The organism is Actinoplanes sp. URMC 104, assembly GCF_051386375.1.
GTDB lineage: Bacteria > Actinomycetota > Actinomycetes > Mycobacteriales > Micromonosporaceae > Actinoplanes.
Genome location: NZ_JBPQTO010000002.1, coordinates 152,314 through 169,537 on the forward strand (window position 1 = coordinate 152,314; position 17,224 = coordinate 169,537).

The 17,224-nt window shown below is 74.5% G+C and carries 14 protein-coding genes; 1 reads left to right on the plus strand and 13 read right to left on the minus strand.

Going from position 1 to position 17,224, the window contains the following annotated elements:
* Positions 1-7 precede the first annotated feature (7 nt).
* The 10 genes from alaS to ACSNN8_RS01690 all read right to left on the minus strand — a co-directional run bounded on the left by alaS (position 8) and on the right by ACSNN8_RS01690 (position 13,743).
* On the minus strand, positions 8-2,692 hold the full coding sequence (alaS, locus tag ACSNN8_RS01645) for an alanine--tRNA ligase (protein WP_436646414.1): 2,685 nt from the start codon (positions 2,690-2,692) through the stop codon (positions 8-10).
* Complete coding sequence (locus ACSNN8_RS01650) at positions 2,689-2,958, minus strand: hypothetical protein (RefSeq protein ID WP_436646416.1); 270 nt, start codon at positions 2,956-2,958, stop codon at positions 2,689-2,691. Before ACSNN8_RS01650 ends, alaS begins: the two co-directional genes overlap by 4 nt.
* Positions 2,959-2,982: 24 nt before the next feature.
* Positions 2,983-3,435 carry a DUF948 domain-containing protein gene (locus ACSNN8_RS01655; RefSeq protein ID WP_436646418.1) on the minus strand — a complete coding sequence of 151 codons (453 nt, stop codon included), beginning with the start codon at positions 3,433-3,435 and terminating at the stop codon, positions 2,983-2,985.
* 76 nt (positions 3,436-3,511) lie between these two features.
* Complete coding sequence (locus ACSNN8_RS01660) at positions 3,512-4,315, minus strand: hypothetical protein (RefSeq protein WP_436646419.1); 804 nt, start codon at positions 4,313-4,315, stop codon at positions 3,512-3,514.
* Positions 4,316-7,263: 2,948 nt separating this feature from the next.
* Positions 7,264-8,811 carry a replication-associated recombination protein A gene (locus ACSNN8_RS01665; RefSeq protein WP_436646421.1) on the minus strand — a complete coding sequence of 516 codons (1,548 nt, stop codon included), beginning with the start codon at positions 8,809-8,811 and terminating at the stop codon, positions 7,264-7,266.
* Between the two features lie 78 nt (positions 8,812-8,889).
* Complete coding sequence (locus ACSNN8_RS01670; RefSeq protein ID WP_436646423.1) at positions 8,890-9,108, minus strand: hypothetical protein; 219 nt, start codon at positions 9,106-9,108, stop codon at positions 8,890-8,892.
* Between the two features lie 83 nt (positions 9,109-9,191).
* Positions 9,192-9,680, minus strand: coding sequence for a GyrI-like domain-containing protein (locus ACSNN8_RS01675; protein ID WP_436646425.1), 489 nt, complete (start codon positions 9,678-9,680; stop codon positions 9,192-9,194).
* An 8-nt stretch (positions 9,681-9,688) separates the two neighbouring features.
* Positions 9,689-10,483, minus strand: coding sequence for an SDR family oxidoreductase (locus ACSNN8_RS01680; RefSeq protein ID WP_436646426.1), 795 nt, complete (start codon positions 10,481-10,483; stop codon positions 9,689-9,691).
* Positions 10,484-10,495: 12 nt separating this feature from the next.
* The gene (aspS, locus tag ACSNN8_RS01685; protein ID WP_436646427.1) at positions 10,496-12,298 is read right to left on the minus strand and encodes an aspartate--tRNA ligase; all 1,803 of its coding nucleotides are present in this window, start codon (positions 12,296-12,298) and stop codon (positions 10,496-10,498) included.
* Positions 12,299-12,345: 47 nt separating this feature from the next.
* Positions 12,346-13,743 (minus strand): PLP-dependent aminotransferase family protein, encoded by a 1,398-nt coding sequence (locus tag ACSNN8_RS01690; RefSeq protein WP_436646428.1) that lies wholly within the window; start codon positions 13,741-13,743, stop codon positions 12,346-12,348.
* Positions 13,744-13,790: 47 nt separating this feature from the next.
* Between ACSNN8_RS01690 and ACSNN8_RS01695 the strand changes: the two genes are divergently transcribed.
* Entirely contained in the window at positions 13,791-14,801 is a 1,011-nt protein-coding gene (locus ACSNN8_RS01695) for an aldo/keto reductase (protein WP_436646429.1), read from the plus strand.
* On the opposite strand, the gene ACSNN8_RS01700 is transcribed toward ACSNN8_RS01695, so the two are convergent.
* Genes ACSNN8_RS01700 through ACSNN8_RS01710 form a run of 3 tightly spaced genes read right to left on the minus strand, consistent with a single transcriptional unit; the run spans position 14,798 to position 17,210 of the window.
* Positions 14,798-15,550, minus strand: a complete 753-nt coding sequence (locus ACSNN8_RS01700; protein WP_436646431.1) for a 2-phosphosulfolactate phosphatase — start codon at positions 15,548-15,550, stop codon at positions 14,798-14,800. The genes ACSNN8_RS01695 and ACSNN8_RS01700 overlap by 4 nt on opposite strands.
* A gap of 27 nt (positions 15,551-15,577) precedes the next feature.
* Positions 15,578-16,789 (minus strand): alanine racemase, encoded by a 1,212-nt coding sequence (locus ACSNN8_RS01705; RefSeq protein ID WP_436646433.1) that lies wholly within the window; start codon positions 16,787-16,789, stop codon positions 15,578-15,580.
* Entirely contained in the window at positions 16,776-17,210 is a 435-nt protein-coding gene (locus ACSNN8_RS01710; protein WP_436646435.1) for a hemerythrin domain-containing protein, read from the minus strand. Before ACSNN8_RS01710 ends, ACSNN8_RS01705 begins: the two co-directional genes overlap by 14 nt.
* Positions 17,211-17,224: the final 14 nt, after the last annotated feature.

Consider the following 17,224-nt stretch of genomic DNA (forward strand, 5'->3'; position numbering starts at 1 on the left):
CCCCGCGCTATGCGGCGGTGTCGGCCACCGCCTTCTCGACCGCGGCCAGGAGCACCGGCACCTGGTCGGCCGGCAGCCCGCCGCCCTGCGCCAGGTCGGCGTTGCCGCCGCCCCGTCCGGACAGCGCGCCCTTGACCAGATCGGCCGCGGAGAGCCCGCGACCCTTCGCCGCTCCGTTGAGCGCAACGATCAGCGACGCCTTGCCGTTAGCGCGGGCCGCCACCGCGACCACCGCGGGACGCGCCGCGTCGATCTTGCCGCGGATCTCCTGGGCCAGCGTACGCACGTCGTTGCCCGCCGCGCCCTCGGGAGCCTCGGTGCCGACGAACGCGACCCCGCGCAGGTCCTTGGCCTGCGCCGCCAGCGTCGCCGCGCCGCCCAGCACCATCTGCGCCCGCAGCTTCTCGAGCTCCTTCTCGGCGTCGCGCAGCGCGGTCACCGTCTGCTCCACCCGGTCGGCGACCTGGTCGCCGGGCACCCGGAACAGCTCCGCAAGACGCGAGACCAGCAGGTGCTCCTTGGCGAGGAACCCGAACGCGTCGATGCCGACGAGCGCCTCCACCCGGCGGACGCCCGAACCGATCGAGGACTCGTTGAGGATCTTCACGAGCCCGAGCTGACCGGAACGCGACACGTGCGTGCCGCCACAGAGCTCACGCGCGTAGTCGCCGACTTCAACCACGCGGACCTCGTCGCCGTACTTCTCACCGAACAGCGCCATCGCACCGAGCCGGCGCGCTTCCTCCTGGGAGGTGATGAACGCGTGCACCTCGAGGTCACGCAGCAGCACCTCGTTGACCTGCTGCTCGACGTCGTTGAGCACCGCGGGCGAGACCGCCCCGGGGGTGTTGAAGTCGAACCGCAGCCGGCCCGGCGCGTTCAGCGAGCCCGCCTGGGTCGCCGACTCGCCGAGGAACGCGCGCATCGTCTGGTGGATCAGGTGGGTCGCGGTGTGCGACCGGGAGATCGCCTTGCGCCGGGTCACGTCGATCTCGGCCTCGGCCGCCTCGCCGGTGCGCACCTCGCCGCGGATGACCCGCGCCTTGTGCACGATCAGGCCCGGGATCGGCTGCTGCACGTCGACGACCTCGACCTGCCCGCCGCCCAGCTTGATCACGCCGGTGTCGGCCTGCTGGCCGCCGCCCTCGGCGTAGAACGGGGTCGTGTCGAGCACCAGCTCGACGAAGTCGCCCTCGCCCGCCACCTCGACCGTGCCGCCGCCACCGATCAGCGCCCGCACCCGCGACTCGCGCTGCACCTCCTGGTAACCGGTGAACTCGACCGGACCGCCGAGATCGAGGGCGTTCCGGTACGCCGACAGGTCCGCGTGGCCGGTCTTGCGCGCGGCGGCGTCCGCCTTCGCGCGGGCCCGCTGGTCGGCCATGAGCCGCCGGAAGCCCTCCTGGTCGACCTCGAGGCCCTGCTCCTGCGCGATCTCCAGGGTCAGGTCGATCGGGAAGCCGTACGTGTCGTGCAGCTGGAACGCCTTGTCACCGGAGAGCGCCTTGCCGCCCTTGGCCCGCGTGTCGGTGATCGCGGTGTCCAGGATGGTCGTGCCCGCGCGCAGCGTCGAGAGGAACGCGTCCTCCTCGGCGTACGCGTACGTGGAGATCCGGCCGAACTCCTCCGCCAGCTCCGGGTACGAGGGCGCCATGCAGTCGCGCGCCACCGGCAGCAGCTCGGGCAGCGCCGGCGCCTGCCAGCCCAGCAGGCGGATCGCCCGGATCGCGCGGCGCATGATCCGGCGCAGCACGTAGCCGCGGCCCTCGTTGCTGGGCGTCACGCCGTCGCCGATGAGCATGAGCGCGGTGCGCACGTGGTCGGCGATCACCCGCAGGCGTACGTCGTCGGGGTGCGACTCGCCGGCGACGTGCCCGGAGTGCGCGCCGTACTGCTTGCCGGTCATCTCGGCCGCGCGCGCCAGGATCGGGCGCACCTCGTCGATCTCGTACAGGTTGTCGACGCCCTGCAGGATCGACGCGATGCGCTCCAGGCCCATGCCGGTGTCGATGTTCTTGTTGGGCAGCTCCTGCACGATCGTGAACTCGGACTTCGACTTCACGTCCGTGATCTCGTACTGCATGAAGACCAGGTTCCAGAACTCCATGAACCGGTCCTCGTCGACCTCCGGGCCGCCGTCCGCGCCGTACTCGGGGCCGCGGTCGTAGAACAGCTCGGAGCACGGGCCCGCCGGGCCGGGGATGCCCATCGACCAGTAGTTGTCCTTCTTGCCCCGGCGCACGATCCGCGACTCCGGCACGCCGATGCCCCGCCACAGCGAGAACGCCTCGTCGTCGTCCAGGTAGACGGTCGGCCAGATGCGCTCCGGGTCGAGCCCGTAACCACCCTCGGACTGCGGCTTGGTGACCAGCTCCCAGGCGAGCTTGATCGCGCCTTCCTTGAAGTAGTCGCCGAACGAGAAGTTGCCGTTCATCTGGAAGAACGTGCCGTGCCGCGAGGTCTTGCCGACCTCGTCGATGTCCGGCGTACGGATGCACTTCTGCACGCTGACCGCCCGCTTGAACGCCGGCGTCCGCTGACCCAGGAAGTACGGGACGAACTGGACCATGCCGGCGTTGATGAACAGCAGGTTGGGGTCGTCGATGGCCGGCAGCGGGGCACTCGGCACGACCGTGTGCCCGTTCGCCTCGAAATGCGCCAGATAGCGCCGCTTGATCTCCGCCGTCTTCATCGGTTCCCCTCCTGGCCGTCCGGCCCGTCGTCATCCACATACAGCTCACCCGAGGCGAACGCCTTGTTGATCTGTTCCTCGCGTTCGGCCGCGGCTTCGCGCACGTCCTCCACGAAGCTACGCAGGGACTCGACCAGGCCGCCAGCGGATTGCGACAGCGAGGTGGCGATGCCGGTGGGGGTGAACTCGTTCGCCTTCTGGGTGAACTTGCGGACGACGATCGCGCCGACGGCCAGGCCGACGCCCAGCCAGAGCAGCCGCTTCATAGCGGGTTGGTTCCCTTCTGATAATTAGCGGCGGACGGCCTTGCGGCGCTGCTTGATGGTCTCGCGCACCTCGCGAGTCTCCTCCGCGTTGCGGCGCGCCTGGACGGTCTTGCGCAGGCCGTAGCCGAACGAGGCCACCTTGACCAGCGGGTTGGCGGCGGCCGCCGCGACGACGGTGGACAGGTTCGCCACGTTCGCGGTGACGTGTGCGGCGTGCTCGGTGATCGTGTCGACCTTGCCGAGCTGGACGTTCACACCGTCCAAAGAGACCTGCACCTGACCGAGCGCGGTATTGACGTTACGCACCGTGTCGTTCACGTCGACGAGGAGCGGGCCGGTCCGATCGGTGATGTCGTTGATCGCGCGCGTGGCGGCGTCGACCGTGCGGCCCAGCTTGAGGATCGGCACGGCGAGCACGATGACGAGCATCAGAAAGGCGCCCGCCGCGATCAGGCCTGCGATTTCTCCGGCGTCCATGAGGCGCGTCTCCCTTACGAGGTCACAATGAGGCGGGTCAACGGAGAGACCCTACCGTCCGTGACCGCAGCCCGCGTCACGACGCCGTGGGTGTCGGCTCCAGGAGCGGATCGTCGGGGATGACGGCGTCCGGCGTCTCGCCCGTGAACGGGCTCTTCTCCGGCTCCGGCTTGCCGCGCGTGTCGGCGATCGCGTTCTGCACCTTGATGCTCACGGCCGACCCCGCGCAGGCGCCCTTGGGCACCGCCGGCGGCGCCGTCGAGCCCGCCACCGACGGGTCGTTGGCCGCGACCTGGTCGACCGCGCACTCGGGCGGGCTGACCCGCAGGTCCAGAGTGAACTCGTCGCGCCGGAAGCAGCTGTACGTGGTGTCGGCCGGGTTGATCGCCTCCTCCGGGCAGTCCCCGACCTTCCAGGGCTGCCACCCGGCGGCGGTCAGCGCCGAGGTGTACGCGGCGGTGGTCTCCTTGAACGACTTCTGCGAGGAGGCCGTACGCTCCCGGAACGTGCAGTCGATGAAGCACCACCGGCTGCCGCTGCTCTGATCCTCGACCTGCTGCGCCGCCCACGAGGGCACCTCGAGCGAGTCGAGCGAGCGGAACACCGGGTCGCTGCCCGCCGCCCGCAGCCCGAAGATCGCCGGCAGGACGACCAGCACCACGGCCGCGAGCGAGACGAGCGTGACCACGCGCAGCCGGCGCTGCGTGCGCAGCTGCTCCCGGATCCCCCGCACCCCGCCGGCCGCCGGGTTGCCCTCGTCGTCGTCCGTTCCCGCAAGACCCGCGACCTTGGCTGCGGCCGCCTTGGCGCCGACCACGGGCGCGCTGCGGGCCGTTTCACCCGTTGGGGGTACGCCGCCCGCCGCCCGCGCCGGGGCCACGGGCGCCACCTTCGCGGCGCCCACCGACGCTGCGCCCGTCGCTGCCGGGCCCATCGCGGCCGCACCCGTCGCTGCGCCCACCGCGGCCGCGCCCGCCGCGCCACGAACTGCCGCCGCGCCGGCGGCCGCCCGCGCCGAAGCTGTACCGGCTGCGCGGCCCGGAGCCGCCGCCACCGAAGCCGATGCCGATCCGGCAGCCGGCCCGACTGAGGCCGATCCTGCAGCCGGCCCCACCGCACCCCTGCCGATCGAGGCCGCGCCCGGCCCGACCGACGCCGCGCCCGGCCCGACCGATGTCGCGCCTGGCGATGCCGAACCTGCGGCCCAGCCGACCGACGCCGAACCAGCGGCCGGTCCCAGCGATGCCCCGCCGGGCGACACCGAGCCCGTAGCCGAACCCACCGATGCCGAACCGGCGACCGGTCCCGGCGATGCCGCACCCGGCGACACCGAGGCCGCAGCCGAGCCCGCCGACGCCGTACCCGGCGACGCCGAACCGGTAGCCGAGCCCACCGATGCCGATCCAGCGGCCGGTCGCAACGATGCCGCACCCGGCGACACCGATCCGGTGGCCGGGCGGACCGGTGCGGCGCCGGTTGCCGACGCCGGCCCAGCCGACGCTCCGCGAGCCGATGCCGGCCCGGCGGCCGGGCTGACCGAGGCTGCGCCGGAGAAGGGCGCGCCGGCGGATGCGGCGCCTGGGGTGGGGCCGGTCTGGGCCGCTCCACGGACCGCACCGGCGGCCGTCGAGCCCACGCGAGCCGCTCCCGCGGCCGGCCCGAGCCTCGCGGCGCCCGTCGCCTGGCCCGGAGGGCCGGCCGACGGGGCCGCGCCCCGGCCGCCGCGTCCACGCTCGCCGGGATCGGCGGGCGGCTGCACGGGTCCGGTTGAGTGCTGCGCCGGTCCGAGCGGCGCCTGCCCCGGAACGGCGTGCGCCCGGGACAGCTGCCCGTACTCGCCGGGAACCTGGTCGGCGAAGCCCGTCACCTCGGGCGCCGGCACGTCGTCGCGCGCCGGCCCCGGAACGCCCTGGGCGCGCGCAAGCTGGCCGTACTCCCCCGGCGGCCGGCCGTAGACGCCCTGCCCGGGCGACACCGGCCCGGGGGCAACGGCGCCCGTCCCCGCCCGGCCCTGAGCCTCGGCGGGCGGCCTGGCGCGGCCCGGCCGGCCCGCTCGCGGCTGCTCCGGCGGCTGCATCGCACCCGTCTGCGGCTGCTGCATCTCCGGCGGCCGCCCCTGCGCAGGGGGTTGCCCGCCGCGCGGAACGACCCGTCCGGAGCCTTCGCCGGGACGCGGAACGGCTCCCGGCGTCTGCCCGGCCATCGCGCCGGCCCGCCCGGGAACCGCGGGGGTGCGTACGCCCTCTCGACCCGGCACCACCGGCGGAACGACGGCGGCGGCAGCGCGCACCGGCCCCGTCGTACCGGACCTGGCCGCCGGGAAGCTGCCGGTGTGCCCGGACATGCCGGTTCCGCCCTGGCCGCGCCCGCCCTGCCCGCGGCCGCCCTGCTGCCGCCCCTGCGGCGAACCCGGCTCGCGCTCCTGACGCGACCCCGGCTGAGGAGGCTGATACGGCTCCTGGGGAGACCCCGGTTCGGAATGCTGATACGGCGCCTGGGGGGAACCCGGCTGAGGACCCTGGTAAGGCCCCGGCCGGCGATCCTGCTGCCCGGCCGGCTGACGGCCCGGCTGCGGCCCGGGCCGGCGACCCTGCGGAAAGTCCTGTCCGCGGCGCTGGTCGGGCCCTTCCGCCGATCCGCCGCGGCCCGGACCACGGGGGTCCTGCTCGTCGCGCGGTTCCGGCCCGCCGTGGCGGGCCACGTTCCGGCTGGTGCTGCCCGGTTCGGGGCTGCCGTGCCGCCCGGTGTGCCCACCCGGCTCGTCATCGTCGCCGCGCCCGTGCCGGCTGCGAATGGGCCCTGTCCCGCCGGCGCCTGGAGCACCGGACACCGGACGCCCGGGGCGGTACTCCTCCGCGAAGCCACGCCCGCCGGACACCGGCCGCGCGGCGCCGTACTCACCCGGGCGCCCGTCGTGGTCCGGCGCGCCCGACACCGGCCGCCCGGCACCGTACTCACCCTGGCGACCCTCGAAGCCCGGCGCGCCCGACACCGGCCGCCCCGCGCCAGACTCGCCCGGCCGCCGGTCGAAGCCCGAAGCGCCCGACACCGGCCGCGCGGCCCCGTACTCACCCTGGCGGCCGTCGAAGCCCGGCGCGCCGGACACCGGCCGCCCGGGATCGGCGGAGCCGTGTACGCCGCCACGCCCGGGAGCGCCCGAAACAGGCCCGGGAGCGCCGTAGCCCCCGCCCGACACCGGCCGTCCGGCACCGCCCGGCGGAGGCCCGTCGGCGCGGAAGCGGTCGCGTCCCCGCGTGGGGGTGCCCGGCGAGACCGGGCGCGAGGCCGGCGACACCGGCCGTACGGGAGGAACGTCGGGCGCGTTGCCCGAGAGCGGCACGACCGGCCCGGGCATCCCCGCAGCGTCGCCACCCTGCACCGGCGGCGGCGGAACCGCGGCTCGACCACCCGGCTGTGCCCCTGCGGGCCCACCCGGCCGCGCCGCACCGGGGCGCTCGACCGCACCAGCGCGACCGGGGCCGCCCTGGCCGGGGACGGGGCGCGCGCCGGAGACCTGCCCAGGGCCGGGACGCTCGGGAGCGGGGGCCTCGCCGGGCAGCGGGGAGTCGTCGGGCTCCTCGTCGGGGCCGGGGGCCGTGCGGCCCGACTTGCTATATCGGGTCTCGCCGGCGAGGGTTCCGGGGCCGATGGCGCCGCGTTGCTGCTTGGCGGTGCGCAGGTCGTCGAGCCAGCCGGTCTCCTCCTGGCCGACGACCTCGGGCTCGACCGGCTCGGGGGCGCGGCCACGGCCGAACCGGCGACCCTTGCGCCCGCCGCCCTGCTCGTTGCGCAGGTCGGGGTCGTCGGGCCGTTCGGCACCGCGCGGGGTCACGGCTGGTCCTCTCCGTCGGTCGAGTCGGCGAGGCTACCAGCCTCGTCTGTGGGCACGCTCCCAAGCGGGGTCGCCGGGGAAACGCCCCCGGCAAAGCGTCCCCCATCGGGCCCCGCGGCACCACCCGCCGCACGGTCGGCGCCGTCCGCCGACGAAGCGGACGCCGACGGGGGCGAAGCAGCACGCCCCCGCACGATCCGCCGCAGCCGAGGCACCCGCTCGCCGATCGACCGTTCCGCGCCGTGGTCGGTCGGCTGGTAGTACTCCGCGTCCGCCAGATCGTCGGGCAGATACTGCTGCGTGACCACCGCGCGGGGGTCGTCGTGCGGATAGCGATAACCCCGGCCGTGCCCGAGGCCCCGTGCGCCCGGATAGTGGGCGTCGCGCAGGTGCGAGGGCACCGCGCCGCCGCGGCCGGCCCGGACGTCGGCCATGGCCGCGCCGATGGCCGTGGTCACGCTGTTGGACTTGGGGGCGGTCGCGAGGTGGACCACGGCCTGGGCCAGGTTGAGCCCGGCCTCGGGCAGCCCCACGTTCTGCACCGCCTGGGCGGCCGCGGTGGCCACCAGCAGCGCCTGCGGGTCGGCCATGCCCACGTCCTCGCTGGCGAAGATCACGATGCGCCGGGCGATGAACCGCGGGTCCTCGCCGGCGACCAGCATGCGGGCCAGCCAGTGCAGCGCCGCGTCGGGGTCGCTGCCGCGCATGCTCTTGATGAACGCGCTGGTCACGTCGTAGTGGGCGTCGCCGTCGCGGTCGTAGCGCACCGCGGCGACGTCGACCGCCTTCTCGGCGGTGGCGAGGTCGATCTCCTTGACGCCCTGCGCCACGGCCGAGCCGGCGGCGGCCTCCAGGGCGGTGAGCGCCTTGCGGACGTCGCCGGACGCCAGCCGTACGAGGTGCTCCTCGGCCTCGGCGGAGAGCGTGACCGTGCCGCCCAGCCCGCGCTCGTCGGTGACCGCGCGGCGCAGCAGGCCGCGGACGTCGTCGTCGTCGAGCGCCTGCAGGGTGAGCAGCACGCACCGCGACAGCAGGGGCGAGATGACCGAGAAGTACGGGTTCTCCGTGGTCGCCGCGAGCAGCGTGACCGTCCGGTCCTCGACCGCGGCGAGCAGCGAGTCCTGCTGGGTCTTGCTGAAGCGGTGCACCTCGTCGATGAACAGCACGGTGGGCGGCCCGCCGTGGCGTCGTTCGCGGCGAGCCGTGTCGATGACCGCGCGCACGTCCTTGACGCCCGCCGACAGCGCCGACATCGCGACGAACTTGCGGTTGGTGGCACCCGCGACCAGGTGGGCGATCGTGGTCTTGCCGGTGCCGGGCGGGCCCCAGAGGATCACCGACATGGGGCTGGCGCCGGTGACGAGCTGGCGCAGCGGCGCTCCGGGGGCGAGCAGGTGCTCCTGGCCGACGAGCTCGTCGAGCGAGGCGGGCCGCATGCGCACCGGCAGCGGGGCGTCGGCGGCCGGGGAGGTGAAGCCGTCGGCCGGCCCGGCGGGTGCGGCGCCGCCCGGCTGCGCCAGGGAGAAGAGGCCGTCCGGTTCCATCGGCAAAGACAGTACCGGCCCGCCGGTGGTGCGTCGAAACGCACGTTCGGCGGGCCGGTGCCGCGGAAGGAGGAGAGGTCAGCCGCGGCCGGGACGACGGCCGTAGAAGCGGCGGCCCGAGGAGCCGGTGCCGGCGCGCGGCCCGCTGCCGACGCCCGCGAGGTAGAGCGCGAGCAGCAGCAGCCCGAGCGAGGCCATGGTCGAGAAGTTGAACAGGTCGGGGGCGCCCAGGTTGGTGTCGAACAGGTCGAGCAGAAGCCAGATGCCGAACACGATGGCGGCGGCGATAGCAAGCATGATGTTCCTCCGGGGGTGAGAGCTCTGCCCCGCAGATACCCCGGCGGCCGGAGCCGCCAAACTCCACCGTGGAACGGCTTGATCTAGCCCGCGAGCTTGAGGAACAGGTCCGTGCGCCACTTGTGCATGTCGGGTTCCACGGCAGGGTCCGTCATCAGCACCTCGAGGCGGCAGCCCCACACCTCGCCGGTCGGCGTCGGCTGCACGTCCCACCGCAGGTCGTTCTCGCGCCCCCAGTCGAGCAGCCGCGAGGTGGCCGCCATCAGCCCGTCGGGGTGGCCGACGTGGCTGACCGTCGCGTAGCGGCCGGCGGGCAGCGTCTCGACGAACATCGGCTCGGCGACGGCGACCGGCTCGCTGATCGGGATGCCCGCCTCGACGACGAGGTCGGCGGACATGTCGATCATTCGATAGCGGAAGAACGGGGCGCCGGCGACCGGCACCCCGCGCTCGGCGAGCCGCGCGAGCAGCAGCGGCAGGTGGTCGGCGACCTGGGCGAACTCGGTCATCGTGACCGTCTCGCGGCGGCCCACGTACGGCTGCTCGCCGAGCTCCACGACCGTCGGTTGCACTTCCGCCCTCACATGCTCTCGGAGACCGGTCGCAGCCGGGTGCGCAGCACCGTGCGGGCCAGCGACGTGTCCAGCCGCACGTCGAGCGGCCGCGGCCCCAGCCCACCCTCGCTGCTGAGCCCGACCGGCAGCTTGGACTCGTCGAGCCCGTGCGCGCGGGCCACCAGCCGGCCGAAGTCGGCGCGCGAGACCGCCTCGGGGCCGGCCACGTTGAGGATGCCGGCGAACCGGGAGTCGGCGATCTCGAGCAGCGCGGCGGCGAGGTCGTCGCGGTGGATCGGGCAGCGGATCTCGTCGGCGAACAGCATGCCCGGCTCCTCGCCGGCGAGCAGCCCGAGCACGAACGCCTCGTGCTTGCTCCCGTCGCCGTGGATCAGCGACGTGCGCACGACCACCGCGGACGGGTCGATCGCGGCCACCGCCGTCTCGGCCGCCGCCTTGGCCGCGCCGTAGAGCGAGACCGGGGTCGGCGCGTCGTCCTCGGTGTAGGGCTCGGGCCGGCCGGCGTGCAGCGCGTCGGTCGAGACGTGCACGATCCGCGCGCCCACGGCGAACGCCTCGGCGGCCACGACGGCCGCCCCGTCGGCGGAGACCCGCCAGTCGCCCCACGTGCAGTTGATGACGAGCTTCGGGCGTACGGCCGAGATCAGCGCACGCACCGACTTGCGATCGGTGACGTCGACCGGCACCCAGCCGCCGGTCGAGGTGGTGGCGGTGCCCACCACGGTGTGACCGGCGGCCGTCGCCTGACGGGCCACTTCGGAGCCGAGATATCCGGACGCGCCGACGATGAGAGTGCTCATGGGTCGATCACATCAGTTCGAGCGCTCCACGGGAACAGCCTGACCGTCGGTGCCCGGGGCGCCGGCAGCCGGCTTGGGCTTCGCGTCGATGCCCGCCTCGAGCCGCTGCTGCGCGGTGATCGGGGTGGGCGCCGTGGTCAGCGGGTCGTAGCCGCCGCGGGTCTTGGGGAACGCGATGACCTCGCGGATCGACTCGTTGCCGGACAGCAGCATGCAGGTGCGGTCCCAGCCGAGCGCGATGCCGGCGTGCGGCGGAGGACCGTACTTGAACGCCTCGAGCAGGAAGCCGAACTTGTCCTGCGCCTCCTCGGGCGAGATGCCGAGCAGGTCGAACACGCGGCTCTGCACGTCGGCGCGGTGGATACGGACGCTGCCGCCGCCGATCTCGTTGCCGTTGACGACGATGTCGTACGCGTACGCCAGCGCCTTGTCCGGCGCCTCCTCGAAGCGGTCGAGCCACTCGGCGTTGGGCGAGGTGAACGGGTGGTGCACCGCGGTCCAGCCGCCCTCGTCGGTCTTCTCGAACATCGGGGCGTCGACGACCCAGCAGAACGCCCAGGCGGACTCGTCGATCAGCCCGGCCCGCTTGGCGATCTCGATGCGGGCCGCGCCCAGCAGCTCCTGCGCCTCGCGGCGCTCGTTGGCGGCGGCGAAGAAGATCGCGTCGCCGGGCTTGGCGCCGGTGGCGTCGGCCAGGCCGGCCAGGTGCGACTCCGAGAGGTTCTTGGCGACCGGGCCGCGGGGGGCGCCGGTCTCGGCGTCGAGCACCACGTACGCCAGGCCGCGTGCGCCGCGCGCCTTGGCCCAGTCCTGCCAGCCGTCGAGCTCCTTGCGGGTCTGCGAAGCGCCGCCGGGCATCACCACGGCGCCGACGTAGCCGCCGTTGTCGATCGCGCCGGCGAACACCCGGAACTCGGTGCCGCGCAGGTAGTCGGTGAGCTCGACCAGCTCGACGCCGTAGCGCAGGTCGGGCTTGTCGGAGCCGTAGCGGTTCATCGCGTCGGTCCAGGTGATGCGCGGGATCGGCAGCTGCACCTGGTAGCCGGCGAGCTCGCTCCAGAGGCGGGAGACGATCTCCTCGCCCAGCGCGATGATGTCGTCCTGGGTCACGAACGACATCTCGATGTCGAGCTGGGTGAACTCGGGCTGCCGGTCGGCGCGAAAGTCCTCGTCGCGGTAGCAGCGCGCGATCTGGTAGTAGCGCTCCATGCCGGCGACCATCAGCAGCTGCTTGAACAGCTGCGGGGACTGCGGCAGCGCGTACCAGGTGCCGGGCTGCAGGCGCACGGGCACCAGGAAGTCGCGGGCGCCCTCGGGGGTCGAGCGGGTCAGCGTCGGCGTCTCGATCTCGTTGAAGTCGCGGGCGTGCAGCACCTCGCGGGCGATCTGGTTGGCGCGGCTGCGCAGGCGCAGCGCCTTGGCCGGACCCGAGCGGCGCAGGTCGAGGTAGCGGTACTTGAGGCGCAGGTCGTCCGACGCGGTGATCGTGTCGTCGACCGGCAGCGGCAGCGGCGCGGCCTCGGAGAGGACGGTGAGCTGCGAGGCCACCACCTCGATCTCGCCGGTCGCGAGCTCGGGGTTCGCGTTGCCCTCGGGGCGGGCGGAGACCTCGCCGACGACCAGCACGCAGAACTCGTTGCGCAGCGCGTGCGCGTCCTCCTCGCGGAAGACCACCTGGACGACGCCCGAGGCGTCCCGCAGGTCGACGAAGATGACACCGCCGTGGTCGCGCCGGCGGGCCACCCATCCGGCGAGCGTCACCGTCGTGCCGGCGTCGCTCGCGCGCAGGGTGCCGGCGTCATGGGTACGAATCACGGGAAGGACTCCTCACACAGCGTTCACGGGGCGCACGGAACATTCTGTCAGGGGCGCCCGGCGCGACCGCCGTCAGCCCGCGACTTTGCCCGCGCGACCCGCGCGAGCACGGCGACGGCCTGCGGCACGGCGGCGTCGGAGAGGTTGCCGTAGCCGAGCACCAGCCCCGGCGGTCCCGGCGTCACCCGGTAGTCGGCCAGCGTCATCACGTGCACGCCCTCGGCCCGTACGGCCGCCGCGACCGCCCGCTCGTCGTCGAGGCCCGGCCACGAGCAGACCACGTGCAGCCCGGCGGAGACGCCCTGCGTGACGCAGCCGGGCAGCGCGCGGGCGAGCGCGTCCACCAGCAGATCGCGGCGGGCCCGGTAGCGCTGGCGCGCCCGGTGCAGGTGCCGGTCGTAGCGCCCGGCCGCGACGAACGCCGCGAACGCCGCCTGGTCGATCCCCGGCGGGCCGGCGCCGGCCTCCAGGCACGGACGCCACCGGGGCGGCGCCACTGCCCACCCCACGCCCACCGCCGGCGCGAGCGTCTTGTGCGCCGAACCGGTGAGCACCACCCGCGCCGGGTCGAGCCCCTGCAGGCAGCCCACCGGCTTGCGGTCGTAGCGGAACTCGCTGTCGTACTCGTCCTCGACGATCACCCCGTCGACGGCCCGCGCCCAGTCGATCAGGGCCCCGCGCCGCGCGGGCGAGAGCACCCCGCCGGTGGGGAACTGGTGCGCCGGCGTGAGCAGCACCGCCCGTACGCCCGGGGGAAGCTCGGCCACCCGCAGGCCGTCACCGTCCACCGCCACCGGCCGGGGCCGCAGGCCCGCCGTCGCCGCCACCTGGCGCAACGCGCCCCACCCCGGGTCCTCCACCGCGATCTCGCGGTGCCCCTGCGCGGCCAGCCCCCGGCACAGCCGGCCGACCGCGTCGCGGATGCCGCCGCACACCACCACGGAGCCGGCCGGGGCGACCGCGCCCCGCGAGCGTGCGAGGTACTCCGCCAGCACCTCCCGCAGCGCCGGGACCCCGCCGGGCGCCGCCGGGCCCAGGTCGGCCCCGGCGGCGGCGCGCGACAGGGCGTCCGCCCACTGCCGCCGCGGAAAGGCCCGCAGGTCGGGCAGCCCGGGCGCGAGGTCGAAGCGCGGTCGCCCGGACTGCGGTGAGGGCGCCGGCGCTCTGGTGTCGGCGCCGGGCGACCAGCGCACCCGGGTGGCCGATCCGGTGCGGCCGCCCAGATAGCCCTCGGTCGCGAGCTGGGCGTACGCCTGCGTGACCACCCACCGCGAGCAGCCCAGCGTCGCCGCGAGCACCCGGCTCGGCGGCACCGCGGACCCGGTCGGCAGCCGGCCCGAGCGGATCGCGGCGCGCAGCGCGGTGGCGAGCGCGACGTGCCGCGGCCCGCGCGCCGGCACGTCGAGCAGCGTCTCCCACGCGAAAGTGGTACGGGATTCCTGCATGGAAATGGATCGTAGGAGCAGACCGATCCGTGGTTAGGGTTCGGATCATGCGCTATCGATTTCTGGGACGCACGTCGCTGGCCGTCAGCGAGCTCTGCCTCGGGGCCATGACCTTCGGCAGGGAGAGCGACGAGGAGACCAGCGTCCGCATGATGAACCGGTTCGCCGAGGCCGGTGGCACGTTCCTCGACACGTCCGACGCGTACGGGGGCGGTCGTAGCGAGGAGATCGTGGGCCGGTGGCTCAAGGGGCAGGACCGCGACGACTGGGTGATCTCGACGAAGGTGCGCTGGGGCCCGGGCGGCAACCGCGAAGGGCTGGGCCGCAAGCACGTGCTGGCCGCCGCCGAGGGCAGCCTGCGCCGGCTGGGCACCGACCACATCGACCTCTACCACGTGCACGGGTGGGACCCGGCCGCGCCGGTCGAGGAGGTGGTGCGCACCCTCGACGTGCTGGTGACCAGCGGCAAGGTGCGCCACCTGGCGGTCAGCAACTGGGCGGCCTGGCAGATCCAGAAGGCGCTCGGCGTGGCCGACAGGCGCGGATGGGAGCCGTTCGCCGCGATCCAGCCGCGCTACAACCTGCTCGACCGCGAGTTCGAGTGGGAGCTGGGCCCGCTGGCGGCCGACGCTCAGCTGGGCGTGCTGCCCTGGAGCCCGCTGCGCGGCGGCTGGCTGACCGGCCGCTACCGGCGGGGCGGCTCGGCGCCCGCGGACAGCCGCATCGGCATGGCCGAGGCCGAGAACTGGGGCGAGCGGTGGGCCGTCTACGACAACGAGCGCACCTGGCGGGTGCTGGACGAGCTGACCGCGGTGGCCCGCGAGGCCGGCCGCGAACTCGCGCAGGTCGCGCTGAACTGGCTGCTCGGCCGCCCGGCCGTCACCGCGCCCATCATCGGCGCGCGCACCCTCGAGCAGCTCGACGTGAACCTGGGCGCCACCGATTGGACGCTGGACCCCGCGCTGGCCGACCGACTCACCGAGGTCACCACGGTCGACCCGCTGCCGTACCCGTACGACATCCTCGCGGGCAGCGGTCACACGGCCGCGCCGCACTAGTCGGCGGGCACGAACCAGCCCTCGCGCAGCACCGGCACGGCCCGGGTCGCGTCCTGGTCCGCGGCCACGGCGACGTCGCCGGCGAAGCCGTTGGCCCGCAGCTCGCGGCCGCTCGCCGACTCGGGCAGCGCGGTGGCCAGGTCGCCGGCCACGCCCCGGTACGCCGCCACGGCGGTCCGGGCCTCCGGCGACCAGCCCGCCGTGCCGCCCCGGTCGGCGAGCCGGGCCAGGAAGGCGCCCGCGCCCCACAGGTCCTCGACCGCCGGGCGCAGCGACCCGTCCGGCCAGCGTTCCCCGGCGGCCACCACGGCCACCGGCCGCTCGCCCGCGCGGTCGCGCACCCACTCGGCGGCCGCCGCGGCGTTGCGCAGGCACACCCCGACCACGGTGCTGCCCGCGGCGGCCAGCCGTGCCGAGATCGCCGACCCGTTCGGCGAGGGCAGCACCAGCCGGTCGATCCGCGCCGTGCCGAGCTCGCGCAGCATGCTCTCGGGCGACAGCGTGACCTGGCCCGGGCCCGCCTGCGAGCGCAGCACCGCCAGCATCGCGCCGTGCCGCCGGGCCACCGCCACCGCCGAGTCGTCGCGCCACCGGTACGGCAGGACGCTGATGCCCCGCTCGACCGCCACGGTGAGCGTGGTGGTGAAGGACAGCACGTCCACGACCGCCACGAACGCCGCGCCCGGAGCCACCGTGTCGGCGCCCACCGGACCCCAGTCGAACCGGATGAGGTTCAAGCGTTCCGCCATGGCCGCAGTCTGCCAGCGCGACCCCGATCAGAAATAGGTCGCAAGCACGTCGACCACGCGGAGGTCCTCGTCGACCACCGGGATGTGCCGCCATTTGTCGAAAGCCGTGCACGGGTGGGAGATCCCGAACCGCACCAGGTCGCCCGGCGCCGGCTCGGCGTCGCCGGTGGACAGGTAGGTGTGGTGGTCGTTGAGCTTGGTGACCTCGACGCCGGTGACCGGCGCGGACGACCCGTCCGCCCGCCGGATCTCCATCGCCACGGGCAGCCCCTCGTCGAACGGCGCGTCGCGCTTGCCCATCCCGGCCAGCGCCAGCCCCGGCTCGGGCACCGAGATGATCTGGGCCCAGATGTCGAGCGCGGCGGCCAGCGGCCCCTCCTGCGGCACGCGCAGGAACGGGGTGCGCTCCCGGTAGAAGCCGTCGTCGTGGGTGACCGAGGCGCCGCTGCGCAGCACCAGTGTCGCCTGCCCCGCCAGCGGGGCGAACCGCTCGACGACCCGGTCGAACCAGGCGCTGCCGCCCGCAGACACGATGGGGTCGTCCCGCAGCAGCCCGGCGGCGCGCAGCCGGGAGAAGCCGGTGAGCACCTCGTCGAGGAAGGCGTCGACCTGCGGCCCGGTCTGGAGCTGACCCTCGTACGCGGTGACGCCCGCCGCCTCGAGACCCGGCGCCGCGGCCACGACCCGCGCCACCTCCTCGAGCTCGCCGAGCGTCCGGACCCCCGTACGCCCCTGGTCGTGACCCTGCTCCACGAGGACCCGCAGCCGTCCCGCCCCGGCCGCCCGCGCCGCGGCGGTCGCCCCGGCGACCGAGTCGACCTGGACGTGGACCTCCCAGCCGGCCGCGCCCTGCTCGGCAAGCCAGCGCAGCGCCGTCGGGTCGAGCACCTCGTTGGCGATCAGCACCCGGTCGACGCCGAGCCGGCGCAGCACCAGCGCCTGGTTGGCGGTCGCGACCGTCATGCCCCACGCGCCGGCCTCGGTCTGCCGCGCGAGCAGGCCCGGCGCCATCGTCGTCTTGGCGTGCGGGCAGAGCTCCCAGCCGTGCCGGCGCACGTACGCGGCCATCGTCGCGATGTTCGCCTCGGCGGCGTCGCGGCGCAGCACCAGCAGCGGCCAGGTGAACCGGCCGCCGAAGATGCTCGGCTTGTCCGCGGCGAGCTCCGCGGCCGTCAGCGTCTCGTCCGGCAGCCAGAACCCCTTGCTGCGCCAGTCGACGCGCACCTCAGGAACGTCCATCGCCCACTCCGATCCCCAGGTCACCCCTCGGCTCGAGGGCGTTCAGCACGCCGGTCAGGCGCTTCTCCTCGCCGATGAAGTGCGTTTCGAGCACGGCGCTGAGGCCGTCCAGCTCCTCGTGCGTAGTGGCGGCCTCGAGCCGCCGCAGCATCCCCGCGAGGATCTCGTGGTCGCGTTTCAGGTCGTCGAGGAACGCCGCCAGCTCGGGGTGGCGCGCGGCCAGCAGCGGGAAGACGTTCGCGTCCTCCGCGGTGTGGTGCCTGGTGACCGCGCCGCAGAGCGTCAGGCAGTGCAGCCGCACGTCACGGCCGGAGTCGAGCGCGTCGTACAGGTCCTCGACCATCTCGCGCAGGCGCAGGTGGGCGCCGATCAGCTGGTCACCGTAGGCGCGGAAACGCGCTCTTTCGTCGTCCTCGTTCACGCTGCTGGCAGCTC

Bases quoted from the DNA above. Each gene is read 5' to 3' on its own strand.
- ACSNN8_RS01700 (WP_436646431.1), bottom strand. From the start codon at position 15,550: ATGGCGGAACGCTTGAACCTCATCCGGTTCGACTGGGGTCCGGTGGGC.
- ACSNN8_RS01665 (WP_436646421.1), bottom strand. From the start codon at position 8,811: ATGGAACCGGACGGCCTCTTCTCCCTGGCGCAGCCGGGCGGCGCCGCA.
- ACSNN8_RS01690 (WP_436646428.1), bottom strand. From the start codon at position 13,743: ATGCAGGAATCCCGTACCACTTTCGCGTGGGAGACGCTGCTCGACGTG.
- ACSNN8_RS01705 (WP_436646433.1), bottom strand. From the start codon at position 16,789: ATGGACGTTCCTGAGGTGCGCGTCGACTGGCGCAGCAAGGGGTTCTGG.
- alaS (WP_436646414.1), bottom strand. From the start codon at position 2,692: ATGAAGACGGCGGAGATCAAGCGGCGCTATCTGGCGCATTTCGAGGCG.
- ACSNN8_RS01655 (WP_436646418.1), bottom strand. From the start codon at position 3,435: ATGGACGCCGGAGAAATCGCAGGCCTGATCGCGGCGGGCGCCTTTCTG.
- ACSNN8_RS01680 (WP_436646426.1), bottom strand. From the start codon at position 10,483: ATGAGCACTCTCATCGTCGGCGCGTCCGGATATCTCGGCTCCGAAGTG.
- ACSNN8_RS01650 (WP_436646416.1), bottom strand. From the start codon at position 2,958: ATGAAGCGGCTGCTCTGGCTGGGCGTCGGCCTGGCCGTCGGCGCGATC.
- ACSNN8_RS01695 (WP_436646429.1), top strand. From the start codon at position 13,791: ATGCGCTATCGATTTCTGGGACGCACGTCGCTGGCCGTCAGCGAGCTC.
- ACSNN8_RS01670 (WP_436646423.1), bottom strand. From the start codon at position 9,108: ATGCTTGCTATCGCCGCCGCCATCGTGTTCGGCATCTGGCTTCTGCTC.